Source organism: Synechococcus sp. Lug-A (genome assembly GCF_024345655.1).
Taxonomy (GTDB): Bacteria; Cyanobacteriota; Cyanobacteriia; order PCC-6307; family Cyanobiaceae; genus MW101C3.
Map to the genome: position 1 here is coordinate 1 of NZ_JAGQBN010000014.1, position 18,246 is coordinate 18,246.

11 protein-coding genes, 1 tRNA gene and 1 pseudogene are annotated in these 18,246 nt (G+C 67.4%); 5 read left to right on the forward strand and 8 right to left on the reverse strand.

Annotation, left to right across the window (positions count from 1 at the left end):
- Positions 1–587: pseudogene (locus tag KBY86_RS11080) on the reverse strand (bifunctional NADH dehydrogenase FAD-containing subunit/selenide, water dikinase SelD); the annotation flags it as partial.
- A 213-nt stretch (positions 588–800) separates the two neighbouring features.
- Between KBY86_RS11080 and grrP the strand changes: the two are divergent.
- Together grrP and grrA are read left to right on the forward strand one after the other, a co-directional pair.
- Entirely contained in the window at positions 801–1,682 is an 882-nt protein-coding gene (gene grrP / locus KBY86_RS11085) for an extracellular substrate binding-like orphan protein GrrP (RefSeq protein ID WP_255141114.1), read from the forward strand.
- A complete protein-coding gene (gene grrA / locus KBY86_RS11090; protein WP_094513327.1) occupies positions 1,679–2,083 on the forward strand; it encodes a GrrA/OscA1 family cyclophane-containing rSAM-modified RiPP in 405 nt (134 codons plus the stop codon). Before grrP ends, grrA begins: the two co-directional genes overlap by 4 nt.
- Positions 2,084–2,172: 89 nt before the next feature.
- On the opposite strand, the gene KBY86_RS11095 is transcribed toward grrA, so the two are convergent.
- Positions 2,173–4,002, reverse strand: a complete 1,830-nt coding sequence (locus tag KBY86_RS11095; protein ID WP_255141115.1) for a mechanosensitive ion channel family protein — start codon at positions 4,000–4,002, stop codon at positions 2,173–2,175.
- Positions 4,003–4,038: 36 nt separating this feature from the next.
- Positions 4,039–4,120 (reverse strand) — tRNA-Leu (locus tag KBY86_RS11100).
- A 54-nt stretch (positions 4,121–4,174) separates the two neighbouring features.
- Between KBY86_RS11100 and KBY86_RS11105 the strand changes: the two genes are divergently transcribed.
- From KBY86_RS11105 to KBY86_RS11115, 3 genes are all read left to right on the forward strand, one after another.
- Positions 4,175–5,179, forward strand: coding sequence for a Ycf66 family protein (locus KBY86_RS11105; RefSeq protein ID WP_255141116.1), 1,005 nt, complete (start codon positions 4,175–4,177; stop codon positions 5,177–5,179).
- 56 nt (positions 5,180–5,235) lie between these two features.
- Positions 5,236–8,289, forward strand: coding sequence for an isoleucine--tRNA ligase (gene ileS, locus KBY86_RS11110; protein WP_255141117.1), 3,054 nt, complete (start codon positions 5,236–5,238; stop codon positions 8,287–8,289).
- 68 nt (positions 8,290–8,357) lie between these two features.
- Positions 8,358–8,777, forward strand: coding sequence for a heavy metal-responsive transcriptional regulator (locus KBY86_RS11115; RefSeq protein WP_233133043.1), 420 nt, complete (start codon positions 8,358–8,360; stop codon positions 8,775–8,777).
- Here the strand turns inward: KBY86_RS11115 and KBY86_RS11120 are convergent.
- The 5 genes from KBY86_RS11120 to KBY86_RS11140 all read right to left on the reverse strand — a co-directional run bounded on the left by KBY86_RS11120 (position 8,689) and on the right by KBY86_RS11140 (position 18,204).
- Entirely contained in the window at positions 8,689–11,571 is a 2,883-nt protein-coding gene (locus KBY86_RS11120; RefSeq protein WP_255141159.1) for a cation-transporting P-type ATPase, read from the reverse strand. The genes KBY86_RS11115 and KBY86_RS11120 overlap by 89 nt on opposite strands.
- A 171-nt stretch (positions 11,572–11,742) precedes the next feature.
- On the reverse strand, positions 11,743–12,837 hold the full coding sequence (arsB, locus tag KBY86_RS11125; RefSeq protein ID WP_315855860.1) for an ACR3 family arsenite efflux transporter: 1,095 nt from the start codon (positions 12,835–12,837) through the stop codon (positions 11,743–11,745).
- Between the two features lie 210 nt (positions 12,838–13,047).
- Positions 13,048–13,368: a helix-turn-helix transcriptional regulator gene (locus KBY86_RS11130; protein ID WP_094513310.1), complete on the reverse strand. Its 321-nt coding sequence runs from the start codon at positions 13,366–13,368 to the stop codon at positions 13,048–13,050.
- A gap of 161 nt (positions 13,369–13,529) precedes the next feature.
- Positions 13,530–14,234 carry a DUF4336 domain-containing protein gene (locus KBY86_RS11135; RefSeq protein ID WP_255141118.1) on the reverse strand — a complete coding sequence of 235 codons (705 nt, stop codon included), beginning with the start codon at positions 14,232–14,234 and terminating at the stop codon, positions 13,530–13,532.
- Positions 14,235–14,697: 463 nt separating this feature from the next.
- Positions 14,698–18,204 carry a diguanylate cyclase domain-containing protein gene (locus tag KBY86_RS11140; RefSeq protein WP_255141119.1) on the reverse strand — a complete coding sequence of 1,169 codons (3,507 nt, stop codon included), beginning with the start codon at positions 18,202–18,204 and terminating at the stop codon, positions 14,698–14,700.
- Positions 18,205–18,246: the final 42 nt, after the last annotated feature.

Below are 18,246 nucleotides of genomic sequence, written 5' to 3' on the forward strand. Positions count from 1 at the left end.
GCCAGCAGGCGCTCGCCGGCGCGGTTGGCGGCCACCGACCCCAGCTGCAGCCCCTGGCCCCGCAGCAGCAGGCGGGGCCGCCACCCACGGGCGCGGAAGGCCAGCGCCAGCTCCACCGCCGCAGCGCCACCACCGCGCAGCACGGGGCCTTCCGCCGCTGCATAGCCGTCGGCCCAGGCCAGGAAGGGTTCGAGCGGCTTCACCGCCATGGCGCCGGCGCACGGCGCCGTGACAGCACCCACATCCAGGCTGAGCCGCGCAAAGCGCAGTGCCGGCCGGCCAGCCAGCAGCAGCGCCCGCTCGGCCAGATCCAGCCCGGTGATCTCCGCCTGCACGAAGGTGACGCCGGCCAGCCGGCAGAGGCGGCGCAGATCGATGGCGGCGGCGCCAGCGGGCACCAGACCCGCCACCACAGCGGGCACCAGGCCGGAATAAAGCGCCGTGCTGCCGCGGCTCACCAGTGTGATCAGGGCAGCGGCCGGGCGCTGGGCAGGCCGCATCACCCAGCGGCGCAGCAGCAGGGCATGGCTGTGGCCCCCTCCTGCCAGCACCAGGTGCAGCCGGGGCGGGGCAGAAAGCCCGGGCACGGGCGTCGTCGGGCGCAGATGGCGCCATTGTGGCCGCGCCCGGGCCGTGAACAAATCCCCTGCCGCCGCCTGACGGGTGGCAGGATTCGGCAAGTGGGGCCAGATTCGGTGAAATCACACCGCCATCCAGGATTGTCCTGCCTGCCTCGCCGCCCAGGCGGCCGTTCACAACCCTGCCGTCGCTGGCCGTCGCTGGCGTGGTGCACAGCCGCGTTGCTTGCCGCCTGGGTGTGGCCAGTCAACGCCCACGCCGAAACCGTGCTGGAGCGGGCGGCGCGCACCGGCGTGATCACCATGGGCGGCCGCACCGACCTGGTGCCTTACTCCTTCGTAGACGGCAAGGGCCAGCTGGTGGGCCTGTCGATTGATGTGGCCGAGCGGATCGCCGCCGAAGCCAGCACTTACCTGAACCGTCCGGTGCGGCTGGCGTTCACTGCCGCCCCCGACGCGAACACCCTGTTCAAACAGGTGCACACCGGCGAGACCGACCTGGCCTGCGGCGTCCAGTTCACCTGGGAGCGGGAGATGTTCGTCGACTATTCGATCCCCTTCAGCCTGTCGGGAATCCGCCTGCTCACCCGCAGTGGTGGGCTCGATGGCACGGCCGCCTCGTTGCAAGGCAAGCGGATCGGTGTGCTGGCCGGCTCGCTGGGTGATGCCACGATCAAGAGCTATGCGCCCAAGGCGGTGCGGGTGCCCCTCACCGAGATCGATGCCGCCGTTGCAGCGCTGCAGGCGGGCCGGGTGGAGGCACTGGCTGGCGATTCCATCCTGCTGGCAGGCGCCGTGGCGAAAACGGGCGCCAAGGGTCTGGCACTGGTGCCCGGGGTGGGACTGCAGCGCTATGCGGTGGGGTGCATCATTCCGGAGAACAATTCCACCTTCCGCAACCTGATGAACCTGGCGATAGCCAAGTTGCTTCAGGGCTATATCAATGGCAATCGTGATGCCACCGAGAGCGTGAATCGCTGGTTGGGCCCCAGTGGAATTCTGGAATTGCCGTCGCAAGTGATCAAAGATTATTTTCAGATGGTGCTGCTCACCAATGAGCAGATTCGCGTCCCAGCTGACACCACTCCGGAAGCAAAACCATGAGCATTCACTCCCGAGCCGGCGTGCTGGGTTTCCTGCTGGCGCTGGCGGCGCTCACCCTGCCAGTCGCCACCGCCGCGCCGGTTGCCTCCCATCCTGAGGCGTCAGTTGAGGACCGTCTGCGCCGCATAGCCACCGCCTTCCGCGCCCATGGCGGCCTGGACGCGGGCCTCGTCAGCCATGGGCACGGCACGGAGGATCCCACCCTGCTGGCAGCCGGCTTTGCCAATGGCGGACGGGGCGGCTTTGCCAACGCGGCCAACCGTGGAGGCTTCGTCAATGGGCACCCCTATTACGGCGGCGGCGGCGGCGGCTTCGTTAACGGCGGCGGCGGCTTCGTCAATGCCCGCTATGGCGGCGGCTTCGTCAACGGGGGCGGGGGCGGGGCTTTCCGCAACTGGTGATCGCCTGAACAAAGGATCGCCCTTCACAACTGCCGAACAATCGAAGGCCGCCGCTGCCGCGATTGGGGCCAACCCAGCGTCCTGGCCAATCAGTCCGACCCCAACACAGGCGCGGGAGAAGCCAGGGGAATCCGTTCCCGCTGGAGGCGGTCGAGCAGGCGCCGCTGCAGCTCACGGCTGCAGGCCCACTGCTGACCAGCCTGGGTGGTGAGCAGCATGCTCACGGTGATCCCGAGCGGGCCGGTGCCGGTGACACCGCGCAGGAAGGGGGCCGCCAGCAGCAGCGGCCCCCAGAGCGGATCGCGGCCGAGGGCGTCGAGTTCTTCGGCGATCACCGCCAGCACGGTGTTGATGTCGGCGATGCGATGGGAGAGCAGCACCTCCACCAACTTGCCGGAGCGGATCTTGGTGTGGTTCACCACCCGGTCGAAGGCACCGTTCTGAATCACAGCCACCCGCTGATCGAGGCAGCGCAGCTGGGTGCTCAGCACGCTCAGATCCACCACATCGCCTTCGATGTCGCCGATCTCGATCCAGTCGCCGATGGCGTAGCGATCCTCCAGCAGCACCGCCAGGCCGGCGGCGAAATCCCGCAGCAGCCCCTGGAACACAATCGCCAGGCCGCCCAGCACGGCGCCGCCGGCCAGCAGGAACGACGCAGAGGTTTCGCGCACGCCGGGGATGCCCACCACCACCCAGCCGGCGGCGATGGCGATGCAGGCCAGATCCACCAGCCGGTGGAAGATGCGCTCGAGGCTGTGGTGGCGCTGGTCGCGGCGGGCCAGCTGGTCGGCGGGCACCCGGCCACTGGCGGCCCACTGATCCAGCAGAAACGACACCAGCGCGCGGCCCAGCAGCGCCGTGAACGCGAACACCAGCACCTTGATCGCCACCAGCGCAGGCTGCAGCAGCACCTCCAGGGCCAGCGGCACGCCGCCGGGAATGGCCATCAGGCCCAGCGCCACCACCGTCATCAGTTGCAGCAGCACGAGCACCAGCAGCACGAGGCTCAGCGCCTCGAACAGCTGCAGGCGCAGCCCGCGCGTGGCAGCCGCCGCTGGGGCCGCTGACGCCACCGGAGCCGCCAGCGCGAACGCCGCCGGGGCCGCCACTTGCGCCTTGAGCGTGGCGATGGCCAGGCGGTTGCGGCGCCACAGCCAGAAGGTGCCAGCGGTGAGCAGCAGCACCAGGGCCATGGCCAGCAGGCAGAGCATCAACCGCTGGCGCAGGCTCTGCGGCAGCAGCGCCTGGCGGGCGTAGCGGAGGCGGCTCTGCAGCCGCTCCTGCCAACGCCGGCCCAGTTCCAGCGCAGTGGTGCCGTTCATGGTGGCGTCGGCAAAGGTCACGGTGAGCAGCGGCAGCGGCTGGGGCCGCTCCGGCACCGTGGCTTCGAGGATCACGGCGCCGGTGGGCAGCTGCCGCACCTCCACCGTGAGGTCGTCGGAGGCGGCACGCACGCCATCGGTCAGACCGCCCTCACAGGCGGGATCGTTGGCCCCCAGAGCCCGCAGCAGGCTCCACTCGGCCAGCCGTTCACTGTTGGTGCAGAGGGCGGTGGGGTTGTACAGCAAGCGGAGGTTGCCCTCGATCACCTGGGCGCGGCGCTCCGCATCGGGGCCGGTCTCCGCGTCACTGCCATGGCCGTTGCTGTTGCCAGTTCCGTTGCCGTTTCCCACCACCGGCGACGCCACCATCAGGGTGGGAATGCCGAGGATGCGCACGATCGCCACCTCGTAGCTGCCGGCCGCCACCATCGAGGTGGCGCGATCGAGGGAGGGCGGTGAGGCCGTGAAGGTGGGGCGCGCCGGTGAGGGGATCTGAACGGCCGCCGGGGTGGCCCGCAGCGGCGACCCCATGGCCAGCAGCACCACCACCAATGCCAGCGCCCCGAGCAGCCACGTGCGCGCCGGCTTCGTCAATCCGTCTTCCCTGTCATGTCCATGTTGCCTGCGCCATGCCCACCGGGGGACTTGAACCCCCACGACCGAAGCCACTGGTACCTAAAACCAGCGCGTCTACCAATTCCGCCAGGTGGGCAGCGGACCGACTGTAATCAGCGGCGCAGAATGGGGCCGCCCTGCTGCGACAGCCATGCTTGCCACCCTCGGTGGAACCCTGGCCCTGCTCGCCGGCCTCGCCCTGCTGCTCCTGCCGCTGCTGGTGCCGGAGCTGAGCCGCCCACGCGATGCCTTCTGGGGCGCGGTGGTGCTGCTGCTGGGCCTGGTGCTGGTCACCAGTGCCGAGCGGCTGAGTGGCGCGCCGATGCTGGCGGTGCTCTGCGGCGGGCTGCTGATCGGGCGGCTCAGCACCGAGGTGAGCCAGAGCCGCTGGCGTCAGCTGAGCGAGGAGGAACGCCAGAGCTTCTGGTCTGCAGCGCGGTGGCAGACGAGCCTGAACCAGTTGGGCACCACCGTGATCGCCCTCGGCGGGCTGCTGTTCTCTCGGGCCATGGCGCTGGGCGGCTGGCTCAAGCAACGCAGCGCCGCCGTCTCCGCGAGCCTCTCCAGCAGGACCACCACCGCCAAGCCATCCCAGACCACCAAGCGCTGGGTGCGACCCGAACCTGCCGGCGCAGAGACCCCCACGGCTCCCGCTCCGCCAGCGCCGGCCGCTGACGCCCCCGAAGCGCCGCTGGCGGTGGTGAGCGACTTCGCAGAGGTGGACGCCCGCGTGCGCGCAGCACTCGCCGCCGATCAGGACCCGCCGTCGGGGACGGAAACCGCGGAGACGGCAACGGCGCCGGATCCGGCAGGCACCACAGCGGTGAGTACTGCCGAGCCAAGTGCTGAAGAGCCCAGTGCTGCCCAGGAGAGTCCTGGGCCGGTGAGCCCTGCAGCGGGTGCTCCCGCAGGTTCCGCAGAGCCAGTTGCCGGCAACGAACCTTCAGCCGATCACGACCCAGAGACCACTCACCCCAGCCCAGCCCCGTACCAGTCAGACGCTCAGGGCATCCCCGCCGGCGACCTCAGCCTCAGCGCCACGGCGGCTGCAGACACCGAAACCTGCACCGACCACGAGCGGACGCCGGAGCCCATCGCCGAACCCGAGCCCCCGCATCTGGCTGGCGATCCTCCGACTGGACCCAGCGCCCGCTGAGCCTGCTCGCAGGATCAGAAGCGACCTCCACGCAACCACACCGCTGCCGCCGGGGAATGCCGGGGCCGATAATCCCGGTTGCTGCCCCAGGCGCCGTGACCGCCCCGCCGGTGTCCTACAAGGACACCCTCAACCTGCTGCAGACCCCCTTCGGGATGCGGGCCAACGCCAGGACGCGTGAACCCGAACTGCAGGCGTTCTGGGCCGAGCAGCGCCTCTACGAGCGGCTCAGCAGCAGCAACCCCGGGCTGGTGTTCACCCTGCACGACGGGCCGCCGTATGCCAACGGCGCCCTGCACGTGGGGCATGCGCTCAACAAGATCCTCAAGGACATCATCAACAAGTACGCCCTGCTGAAGGGGCGACGGGCGCGCTTCGTGCCCGGCTGGGACTGCCACGGGCTGCCGATCGAGCTCAAGGTGCTGCAGGGCATGGGCAGCGAGGAGCGTCGCGGGCTCACGCCGATCGAGCTGCGCCGCCGCGCCCACGCCTATGCGCTCGAGCAGGTGGCGGGCCAGAAGGCGGGCTTCCGCCGCTGGGGCATCTGGGCCGACTGGGACCAGCCTTATCTCACCCTGCAGAAGCACTACGAGGCCGCCCAGATCGGTGTCTTCGGCCAGATGGTGCTGGCGGGTCACATCTACCGGGGCCTCAAGCCGGTGCACTGGAGCCCCAGCTCCCGCACCGCCCTGGCTGAAGCGGAGCTGGAATACCCCGACGGCCACACCTCCCCGAGCGTCTACGTGGCGTTTCCGGTGGTGGAGCTGCCGGCGGGGCTGGGCGCACGCCTCACCGCCATCGGCCTCACCAGCGCGGAAGCGGCCACCACACCGGCTGCCGGTGCCCTGGCTGTGGCGATCTGGACCACCACCCCCTGGACCCTGCCCGCCAACCTGGCGGTGTCGGTGAACGGGGCGCTCGATTACGCGGTGTGCCGGGTGGAGCCGGGCCGCCACCTGATCGTGGCCACGGCATTGGTGGAGAGCCTGCGCGAGAGCCTGGCGCTGCCGCTGGAGCCGCTGCTGTCGTTGAAGGGGGCCGAGCTGGAAGGGGTCGTGTATCGCCATCCCCTGATGGAGCGCAGCAGCCCCGTGGTGATCGGCGGCGACTACATCACCACCGAAGCGGGAACGGGCCTGGTGCACACGGCGCCGGGCCATGGCGTCGACGACTTCAACACCGGCCGCAAGGCGGGCCTGCCTGTGCTCTGCCCGGTGGACGAAGGCGGCACGCTCACCGCCGAGGCGGGCCCGTTCGCCGGCCTGAACGTGCTGAAGGACGCCAACCCGGCGATCATCGCGGCCCTGGAGGGGGCCGGCGCCCTGCTCAAGCAGGAGAGCTACGCGCACCGCTACCCCTACGACTGGCGCACCAAGAAACCGACGATCTTCCGGGCCACCGAGCAGTGGTTCGCCTCGGTGGAGGGCTTTCGTGCCGAGGCGCTGGACGCCATCGCCGCCGTCGACTGGCTGCCGGCCAGTGGCCGCAACCGCATCGAGGCGATGGTGCGCGAACGGGGCGACTGGTGCATCTCGCGCCAGCGCACCTGGGGCGTACCGATCCCGGTGTTTTATCACCGCGAAACGGGCGAGGTGCTGCTCGATGCGGCCACCCTCGATCACATCCAGGCACTGATCGCCGCCCACGGCTCGGATGTGTGGTGGGAGAAGGAGGAAGCCGAGTTGCTGCCCCCTGCCCATGCCGCCGAGGCGCATCTGTGGCGCAAGGGCACCGACACCATGGACGTCTGGTTCGACTCCGGCTCTTCCTGGGCGGCGGTGCTGGGCGGCCTGCAGACCGGCGAAACCGCTGAGGCCACTGAAGCCAGCGAAACCGCTGATGGGTCCCAGGAGCCGCCTGCCACCCGCCTCAATTACCCCGCCGACCTGTATCTGGAGGGCTCGGATCAGCACCGCGGCTGGTTCCAGAGCAGCCTGCTCACCTCGGTGGCCGTGAACGGCTGTGCCCCCTACAAGCGGGTGCTCACCCATGGGTTCACCCTCGATGAGAAGGGCCGCAAGATGAGCAAATCGCTGGGCAATGTGGTGGATCCGGCGGTGCTGGTGGAGGGCGGCAAGAATGAGAAGCAGGAGCCGGCCTACGGCGCCGATGTGCTGCGGCTGTGGGTGAGTTCGGTGGATTATTCCGCCGATGTGCCACTGGGTCCGGGGATCGTCAAGCAGCTGGCGGATGTGAGCCGCAAGGTGCGCAACACGGCCCGCTATCTGCTCGGCAACCTGCACGATTTCGACCCACGACCCCGCGCTGAAGGAGGCGACGCGGTGCCGTTGGCGGAGCTTCCCCTGCTCGACCGCTGGATGCTGCACCGCACAGCTGCGCTGATTGAGGCGGTGAGCACCGATTTCGACAACTTCGCCTTCTATCGCTTCTTCCAGGCACTGCAGAATTTCTGCGTGGTGGACCTGTCGAACGTCTACTTCGACATCGCCAAGGACAGGCTGTACGTGAGCGCAGCCGGGTCCTTCCGCCGCCGCAGCTGCCAGACGGTGCTGCAGCTGGTGGTGGAGCGGCTGGCCGGGCTGATCGCCCCGGTGCTGTGCCACATGGCGGAGGACATCTGGCAGAACCTGCCCTATCCCGTGGCCGAAGCCTCGGTGTTCGAGCGTGGCTGGCCCACCGCCCCGGCCGCGTGGAGCGCGCCGGAGCTGCTGGCGCCGATGGAGCGCATCCTGGCCCTGCGGGCCCGGGTGAACCGGCAGCTGGAAAGCTGCCGCAGTGCCGGTGCCCTGGGCGCGTCGCTGGAGGCACAGGTGCAGCTGAGCGGCGTTGATGCCGCTCTGGCCGAGGCCCTGGAGCTGCTGGAGAGCAGCGCCCACCCGGAGGTCGACAACCTGGCCGACTGGCTGCTGGTGTCGGCGGTGCAGCTGGAGGGCGCGGCGCCGGCGGTGGTGCTGGCCGAAGACCATGGCGACACCCCCAGCGACGACAGCAACGACACCGGTGGCGGCTTCAGGCTGCGGCTCGCCCACGCCGACGGCGAGAAGTGCGAGCGTTGCTGGCACTACACCACCGATGTGGAGGAGCACACCCTGGCGCCAGGGGTGAGCGGTCGGATCTGTGGGCGCTGCCGGCAGATCCTTGCTGACTGACCAGTCACAGATGGCGGAATCAGCGGCTCCAGCCGCTAGCTTCACCGGCCGAATGGAGAGTGGGATCGATGGCGCGTCCCGCCGTGGGGCAAGGGGGAATGAAAATCGGGGCATTGGCGTCGCGCAGCGGCGTGCCGGTGAAAACCCTGCGGTATTACGAAGACCTGGGCCTGCTGCCGGCGATCGGCCGCAGCGAGGGTGGCTATCGCCTCTTCGATGAACACAGCCTGCGCCGTCTGGAGTTCATCCGGCGGCTGAAAACCCTGGGGCTCACGCTGGAGGAGATCCAGGCCTGCCTCAACGTCCACGACGCCGGCGCCCTGCCGTGCGACAGCATCCAGGCCCAGCTCCTGCACCAGATCGAGCGGATCGATCACCAGATCCGTGATCTGCGTCACCTCAAGACGGAGCTGAAGGAGCTGCTGGCCCGCTGGCAGCGCCATCCTGTCGACGACGGCAGCGAAATCTGCCCGAACCTGCACATCTGAGCGGCCTGCGGATCAGCCACTTGTGCACTGTGTCGGCGAGCAGCACCGCCACGGGAGCCAGGGCGATCGGGCCGAGGTAGCCAACCGGGAAGCGGGCCAGCTCAAACACAGCGGCGATCGGGGCCACCAGCACCAGGAGGCCCGCCACCACGGGCTCGCTGAAGAAGCCAAGCCACAGCAACGGATTGGGAATGGGCAGAAGGTCCCAGAAGGGGCGCCTGTCGCTGCGGCAGGCCAGCAGCGCGGCCATTTGGCCGGCCACAATCAGTGAGAAGGCCACGGTGGAGGCCTGGTGCTGAATCGCCAGCACCTCAACGGTGGCGCGGTGATGGAGCAGGTCTGGCGCCAGCTGCTGCAGGGCGGCCAGGTCCACGCCGTTGTTGCGCCACACCAGCAGGTACCCCGCCATCGCGCTCAGGCCTTCCACCAGACCCAGCACCAGATAGGCCCGCACCATCAGGGGCCGGTTGAGCAGGGGCAGGTCCCGGGGGCGGGGCGGCTGGCGCATCACCCCCGCCTCGGGGGTCTCGGAGCCCAACCCCAGGGCCGGCAGCAGGTCAGTGCCGAGATCCACCGCCAGGATCTGCAGCACGGTGAGGGCCGCCGGGATCCGCAGCACCACCATTGCCAGGAACGGCGCGACCTCGGGCACGTTCGAGGCCAGGATGTAAGTGATGAACTTGCCGATGTTCGCCACCACCGAGCGGCCGAAGCGGACCGCCTCCACGATCGTGGCGAAGTTGTCATCGAGCAGCACGATGTCGGCCGCCTCGCGGGCCACATCGGTGCCGGTAATGCCCATGGCCAGGCCCACATCAGCGGCACGCAGGGCCGGGGCGTCGTTGACGCCATCGCCGGTGACGGCCACCACCTCACCCAGGGCCTGGTAGGCCTGCACGAGCCGCAGCTTCTGCTCCGGGGCCATGCGGGCGAACACCAGTCGGTGGCGGTACTTGAGCAGCTGGCGCAGATGCACGTCGCTGATCTGGGCCAGGGTGGAGCCCTCGATCACCCGTACCGGGTCGGCGCCGGACAGCCGGTGCTGACCATTGCCCCGGTGGCTGTTGACTCCGCGACCATTGGGGGCGGGCGGCTCCAGCAGACCGATCTGGAGCGCGATCGCCTGGGCTGTGAGTCCGTAGTCACCGGTCACCATGGTCACCCGAATGCCGGCGTCGCGGCAGCGGCGGATGGCATCGGGCACTTCGGGGCGGGGCGGGTCGTACAGGCCCAGCAGGCCGAGCAGCGTCTGGCCCGTTTCCAGCAGGTCTCCTGGCGTCGCCTGCAGTTCTTCCGCCCCGGCGGCCCGCAGGGCAACGCCGATCACCCGAAAGCCCCTGGCGGCCAGGTCGTCGTTGGCGGCCACCACACTGAGGCGCCGACGCGCATCGAGCGGTTCGCTGCCGGCAGGGGTGAGCCAGGCGTCGCAGCGCTCCAGCACCTCCAGCGGCGCTCCCTTGGTGATCACCAGGCTGTCGCCAGTGGCGATGGCCAGGGGTGGGTCAGGCCAGCTCACCAGCACCGTCATGCGCCGCCGGTGCGAATCAAAGGGGATCTCGCGCTGGCGGGGGTGAAGGCGCTGCAGCTCCGCCGGATCGAGGCCCGCGGCCTGCGCCGCCTGCAGCAGCGCCGTCTCGGTGGGATCTCCCACGGCACCGCTGGCATCCAGGCGAGCGTTGCTGCAGAGGGCGGCCCCTTGCAGCAGCAGCTGATGCAGCTCCTCGCCGGGAACCGGCAGCCAGGTTTCCTCCACCGCCATGCGGTTGCAGGTGAGGGTGCCGGTCTTGTCGCTGCAGATCACACTGACGGAACCGAGCGTTTCCACCGCTGAGAGGCGACGCACCAGCGCCTTGCGCCGGCCCATCCGCTGCACGTTCAACGCCAGCGCCAGGGTGACGGTGGGCAGCAGACCCTCGGGCACGTTGGCCACGATGATGCCGATCGCGAAGACCAGGCTTTCGAGGGGCGTCATGCCCACGAACACCAGGCTCAAGGAGAAGGCGAGCAGGCCCATCGTGAGCGCGATCGTGCTGATCGTGTGCACGATGCGGGCCACCTGCTGCTCGAGGGTGCTGACGCTGCGCGGCGTGCCGGCCGTGAGATGGGCCACCTGGCCGAACTCGGTTTCAGAGCCGGTGGCGTACACGAACGCCTCGCCCCGGCCGGAGGCGATCGTGCTGCCCGCCAGCAACAGGTTGGGCCGCTCGCCGGTGGGCAGGCCCAGCTCGGCCTGGTGAGCCGGCAGGTCCATGGCCTGGCGGGCCACGGGCGCCGATTCGCCGGTCAGCACCGAAAGATCGACGCGAAGCTCATGGCTCACACTGATCCGGCAATCGGCCGGCACCCGGTCCCCTTCCTCCAGCAGCAGCCGGTCGCCGGCCACCAGCTCCTCGACGGAGCGGAAACCCAGCGTGCCGTCACGCCACAGCTGCACCTGGCGGGGCAGGGCACGGGTGAGGGCGGCCAGGGTGCGCTCGGCCTGGAACTCCTGCCAGAAGGAAAAGAGGCCGTTGATCAGTACCACCGCCCAGATCGCCCAACCCAGCTGCGGCGTACCCGCCACGAAGGCCAGCACCCCGGCGATCCAGAGAAGCAGGGCCATGAAGTGGACCATCTGGTCGAGCAAGCGCAGGGCCAGGGACCGGCGCTTCAGGGGCGGCAACCTGTTGGCGCCGTAACGCTCCAGCCGCTGCTGCGCCTCCGGCTGGCTGAGACCTTCTGGGGTGGTGCGCAACCCCGGGTACACCTTCTCCAGCGGCAGGGACCAGATCGGCTGTGAAGCAGAAAGCAGCACCGGCGCCAACAGGCTGTGATGCTTTCAGGATGACCCTGGCGAATTGAATGAAGTGTCAGTCCGCCATCAGCCGTTACTGCCGCTCGCAAACGTCGGAGATGGCAGTCGCCACCGCAACCCCAACCTTTCAACACGCCGCCTCAGATCTGGGCATGGCTGTGGCGCCGCCATTCAGTCCATGGCCCGAACCTCGAAACGGCGCCTTAACCACAACGACACATACACAAGTGCCACCAGCACCGGTACCTCGATCAGCGGACCGATCACACCGGCCAAGGCCTGACGGGAGCTGACCCCCCACACGCTGATGCTCACGGCGATGGCCAGCTCGAAGTTATTGCCGGCGGCGGTGAACGCAAGGGTTGCCGTTTTCGGATAGCTGAGCCCGCTGTGCCGGCCCATTGCAAAGGCCACACTCCACATGATCGCGAAGTAGAGCAGCAAAGGCACGGCCACGCCGGCCACTGCGAGCGGGTCGGAGGTGATCGCCTGGCCCTGCAGGGCGAACATCACCACGATCGTGAACAGCAGGCCGTAAAGCGCGAAGGGGCTGATGAACGGGATGAACCGCTGCTCATACCAGCGCGGTCCCTTGAGTCGGAGGCCGATGCGACGGCTGAGGTAGCCCGCCGCCAGCGGCAGCCCCAGAAACACCAGCACCGCCTTGGCAATCTCCGCCATCTGAAACGCCACGTCCTGAGTGGCCAGGCCCAACCAGCCGGGCAGGATCTTCAGGTAAAAGCCACCAAGCAAGGCATAGGCCAGAACCTGCACGATCGAATTGATCGCCACCAGCAGGGCAGCCGCCTCCCGGTCGCCCCTGGCCAGATCGATCCAGATCAAGACCATGGCGATGCAGGGGGCCAGGCCGATCAGGATCAGCCCCGTGCGGAACTCCGGCTGGTTCGGCAAGAACAGCCAGGCGAGCACGAACATCAGTGCCGGCCCCAGACCCCAGACCAACACCAAGGAGAGCCTCAGCAGGCGGCGATCCCGCGCCGCGCTGCCCAACTCCTCGTAGTGCACCTTCGCCAGCACCGGGTACATCATCAGCAGCAGCCCCAGAGCAATCGGCAGGGAGGTGTTGCCGATCCTCACGGCATCGAGCCAACCCTGGATGGCAGGAAAGAAGCGGCCCAGCAGCAGGCCGCCACCCATCGCCAGCAGGATCCAGAGCGGCAGGAAGCGGTCGAGCAACGACAGCTGGGCCAAGACGGCCTTGTCATCGGCAGCCCGTCTGCCATGGTCGTTGGATTCCGGGGCCATGCAAGAAAGGGCGATGGGAAGGACAAGGGAGCTGGCGAGCTGAACGGCCAAAGGACGCTCACGCCATCAAGGCCTGGACGAGCAGAGAGCGGACGACTTCAGCAGTGGATCAGGTCCTGGCGCGACGTCTCACCGATCGATCAGCGCCGATGGCACAAGGTTGATGCACGCCACCCACACACTCAGCCATCGCTCGAAGCTGCCCAGGGATCAGCAGCAGGGGGAAGCGGGAGCGGCGCAGTCTGCAGACAGGTCCGCCAACCAGTGCTGGAGCGCCACGAGGGCTTCGCTGCGCAGGCGGTAGTAGATCCAGCGACCCTCCTGGCGATCGGCGAGCAACCCGGCCTCCTTGAGCACCTTGAGGTGAAACGACAGCTTCGATTGCGCCAGGCCCAGATCCGTGGTGAGATCGCAGACGCAACGCTCGCCATGGCCGAGGGCCTCGATCACCTGCAGACGCAGCGGATCAGCGAGGGCTTTGAGCAGTTGGCGCGCCTGCTCCGTCGGCAGGCCCGTGGTGGCGACGCTCACGGGACCATTCCTGCATAGTTGATCAATTCTAGTTGATGCATTTGTGGCCCAGTGCACCGGCGCTGTTCTCAGGCAACACCCCAGCAGCACGGTCGCATCGTCGTCTCCAGCGCCATTGAGCCGGCCACCACAGAAGGCAAACCAATGGTGAGAACCAGCGATCAGCTCCGAAAGCCCGCATACGCCGCTGCCAGCATGGGCTTGCCGCCGGTTTCAACGATGGCGCCATGGGCAACGATCACGCGATCAAAGTCCCACGCCAACACCGCATCGATCGAGGCACGCACCCTACGCCGATCCGATGAGGCGAGGCGTTCGAGGATTGTGGGCTCCAGGCGATTGAAACCGCCGGCGATGCGGGTCGTGAAACGCGTGAGCCAGGGGAAAGAGGCGTCGAAATTGAACGCGCTGTCGGTGAGAAGAAGGGTCTGGCTGGGAACGTGGCACAAGGCAATTTCATCCAGAGGTACAGGACCGAGGGGGGCCATCGTGTTCAGGCCCTGCAGCTGGCACAGAAGCAGATCCGGCCAGGGGGAGGGCGCTTCAGCAGTCAGCAGCTGATCGATCATCAGGTCAGGACACTTGGCCTTGAGCGCGGCAGACCCCCAGAACCTGGCCTGCGGAAAGCAGAGCTTGAACGCATTGGCATACAGATGGTGGAAGGAATTCGGCGCCACGATATGGCCGATGCGGCCAAGTGTGGTCAGTGCGTCCACAAGCTCAGCCGTGGGCTCGATCGGAGAAAGAACGAGCAGGTTGCCGGTGTCCTGCAGGCGAATCACCGTCATCCTGGCGCCGATGCTCAGGCCGAAATACGTCTGCGCCTGTTCTGCCACCCATAGATCCGTAGCCACGAGGCGAAGCATGGAGGGGTGAGTAAAGATGCTGCAGAATAAGGATGATCGGGCGCAGCGGATGGTGGGGAGCCAGCTTCAGAAGGGCTCCGCCTGGGTCTTTCAGCACACAAACCATTCACTCCGCAGCGCAAACTGAGCACTGCGCCACTCAACGTTACACTCAAGCGCTGAACAAAGACACACAACCCACAACGGGGTACTCACGGCTCAGCCACACCAATCAGAACTCCAATCCTCGTTCTACGCAGCAATCTTCGCGCTACGCAGCAGTCTTCGTCGCTTCTCAGCACTCCTCTCCCTTCTCGGCACCTCTCTTTCCCCTCAACACTCAATCCAGGCCTTCGATTCAGCAGGCTGCGGCTCACACCTCGCCGCTACCATTCACTGCCGGTCCAGCGGGCACCCACTGCATCGATGGCGTCCGCCGCAGCGAAGAGCCCTGCCTGATGGCCATGATGCGCTGGCACCAGGCTCAGAGGGCCACCACCCTGTGGCGGCCGCCTGCTTTGGCGGCGTACATGTTGCGGTCGGCGCGCCTGAGGAACAGGGCCGCATCCTCTCCGGCGCCGTGCAGGGCCACGCCGATGGAGAACGAGGGGGTGATGCTGTGATCCCCCCAGGGGACCGGCCTGGAAATCGCCACTTGCAGCTTCTCTGCCACCGCGATCGCATGCTCCAACGCCCGAATCCCATCAAGGATCACCAGAAACTCATCGCCACCGATGCGGCCAGCATGGTCACGGTGGCGGATCACCTGCTGGATACGCCGCGCCACGCTCTGGAGCACCACATCGCCGCAGGCATGGCCGTAGCTGTCGTTGATGTCCTTGAACCCATCACAGTCACAGAACAGCAGGGCCAGCGGCTGGGCCCTGAGGGTCTTGTCATCCAGCAGGCGTTGCTCCAGCAGGCTGAGGATGGCGTCGCGGCTGTCAAGGCCGGTGAGGGGATCGTGGTTGGCCCGTTGCAGCAGTCGTTGTTCTTCGATCACCTTCTGATCCACAGGCTGCAGGGTGATCACATAGCCCTCGTGCAGATTCAGCGCAGCCGGCGATCCCGCGGGAGCGGCGCTGGACTCACCGCTGCGCCGCCCCTCCTCCTGCAGGCGCCTCACACTCAGATCCACCCAGCTCCAGCCTCCCTTGGGATCCGCCAGCCGCAGGCGTCCCTGGTGAATCGGGCCATGGGGCGTTAGCCAGGCATCGAGCTGCAGGGGCTCTGGCCGACCCTCGGCTGACACAAACAGCTCGCAGAAGGTCTTTCCCTTCCATTGGTCTTCTCGCCAGCCCGTCATCGGCTCCAGGGAAGGAGACACCCACACCACCTCCTCCTGCTGATTGAGCAGCATCACCACCTCCACGATGTTGTCGGTGAGCAAGCGATAGAGGGCTGCAGAATTCGCCAGGGTGCGTGCGGCCCTGAGGCGATCCGTCACGTCGCGCCAGCTCACCACAAGAAAGCCGCGTGTGGGCAGGATCTGTATGTCGTAGCAGCGGTGGGCCTGGATGAGGGTGTCATCCTTGTAGACGAAATCGTTGATGAACGTAGGGGTGCTGCGGGAGGCGGCATCGATGTGGATCTCCAGAAGGCCGTTCTGCTCCATCTGCGGAAAGATGGTCAGTAGGGTCTTGCCCACGATGGCCTCCCGTTCCTGCTGCATCGTGGCGCAGGCCGATTGATTCGCCTCCAGGATCAGAAAGTCGGTGATCGAATCCTCGTCCCCCTGGATCACCTGCAGCAGCATGAAGTAGTCGTCGGCCAGATCGAAGGCGGAACGCAGCAGTTCCAGTTGTTCAAACGTGCTGGGCACGGATGTGCTGTTTCCCTGCCGGTTGGGCTGCAGGCTCACCTGACTCTGCCAACGGCCGGTGTCATCTCCGCTCTTTGGGTTGGCGAGGCGATCACGGAGCAGGGTTTCAAAGGCGTCCAGCTCCAGAGGGCGTCCGCAGAGGTAGCCCTGGTAAAGGTTGCAGCCGAAGTCCTCGAGGATCTGGCGTTGCTCCTCTGTCTCGACCCCCTCAGCAATGCACTCCATCCCCAGGCCTTGCGCCAGGGTGATGGCGGCCTGCACAATCGTGCGATCACCGGCTGAGGCGGTGAGGCTCCTCACGAAGGTGCGGTCGATCTTGAGGCGGTGTGCCGGCAGGTCGCGCAGCAGCTCCAGCGAGGCATAGCCCGTGCCGAAGTCATCGATGGTGATGCGAAAGCCCTGATCGGCCAACACCCGCAGGTGTTCGCGGCAGGCAAGCGGATCCTGCAGCAGGGCCGACTCGGTGATCTCCAGCTCCAGCTGCGCCGGGCTGAGGTTGTGCTCCATCAGCCCATCCATCAGCGAGCTGATGTACTGCCGGCCAGGCAACTCCAGCTCCCGGGGCGAAACATTGAGCGCCAGCCGGGGCACCGGCAGGCCCGCTGCACGCCAGCGCACCAGGTGCTGCAGGGTCTGCTGAAACACCCAGCTGCCCAGCTGCAGGATGAGGCCACTCTGTTCAGCCAGAGGGATGAAATGGCTGGGCGCCACAGGAATCCCCTGGCTGTTGGTCCAACGCAGCAGAATTTCTGCGCCGACCAGGGCGCGGGAGCAGTGCACCTGCGGTTGCACCACCAGCCGGAACTGCTGCCGGTCAATGGCCTGGCCCAGCTCACCGCTCAGGTGGATGCGCTCCTGGATCTGGCGGCTGATCGTGCTGGAGTAGGCGCACACCTGGCTGCGACCCAGGCTCTTGGCCTTCGACAGCGCCGTGTTGGCGCATTGGATGAGCGTCTGCCCGGTCTGGGCGTGCTCGGGATAGGAAGCGAGGCCGATGCAGAGGCTGGGCAGCAAGGGCAGATCAGCCAGCAACTGGTTCTGGCGGCCCCAGCGCTGCTGAAGGTGACGGCAGGCCATCAGGCCATCGCCGAGAGAATGGATCGAATCCTCCAGCACGAGGAGGAAGTCGTCGCTGCTGAGGCGCGCCAGCCAGGCCTCCGATCCCATCAGCTCCTCAAGTCGCCGGGCCACTTCCTGCAGCACCTGATCGCCCACCTCGGAGCCGAACTGGTCGTTGATGTCCTGAAAGCCGTCGATGTCCAGGCTGAGCACGGCCATGGAGTTGTTGTAGCCGCGGCCCTGCAGGCGCCGGTTGAGCTCCTCAAGTGCGGCCAGCTTGTTGGGAAGGCCGGTGACCGGATCGTGGGTACGCTCCCCGATCTGGCGCTGCAGCAGGCTCTGCTCCCGGCTCAGGTCACGCAGGGTGCCCAGAGCGCGCAGGGGCTCCCCGCTGGTGTCGTAAGTGATCTGTGCATCCACCTGCATCAGCCTTTCGCTGCCATCGGCAAAGGCCAGGCGGTGGCGGCTGCACAACGCTTCGCCCAGATTGACCGCCCGCTGCAACTCCTTGTGCCAGCGGTTGCGGTCGGAGGGATGCACCAGGGCGCCATAGGCCAGGATCGTGGTGGCCGTTTCGTGGTCCGCCCACCGGCACAAGCGCCGCATCTGTGGCGACCCGCGCAGGGTGCCATCGGCAAAACGCAGCTCCCAGGAGCCGATGCCGCTGAAAGCCTCCCCGTCACTCAGCAGTTTGCAGGCGCTGGCCACGCTGGTGTCGCGCAGATGCGCCTCAGTGAGGTCGCGCACGGAGCTCAGCACCAGCTGCTCCCCCTGGAGCGTCAACACCCGGTGGCTCACCTCCACATCCAGAATTGTGTGGTTCTTGCAGCGGTGACGGGTCTGAAAACTCCCCCCACCAGCGGCCACCAGTTCCTGGAGCCGGGCCGCCACCCAGGCGACATCGTGGTCAGGGTCCGCCTGGATGGCGGCCGGGGTGAGAGTGAGCAGTTCGGCTCTGCTGTAGCCCAGCCGGGTGTGTGCGGAGTCATTGCAGGCCACGAAGCGGCCGCTGCTCAACGCGAGCACAAGCAGATCAGTGCCGGTGAGGTCGGCGATCAGGCAGAAGTCGGCAATCCGGCTGCGGGCTGCTTCCGAGAGCCCACTCGCCATGCCACTATCCCTCATCCTGAGTGATGCCCATTAAGGCATATC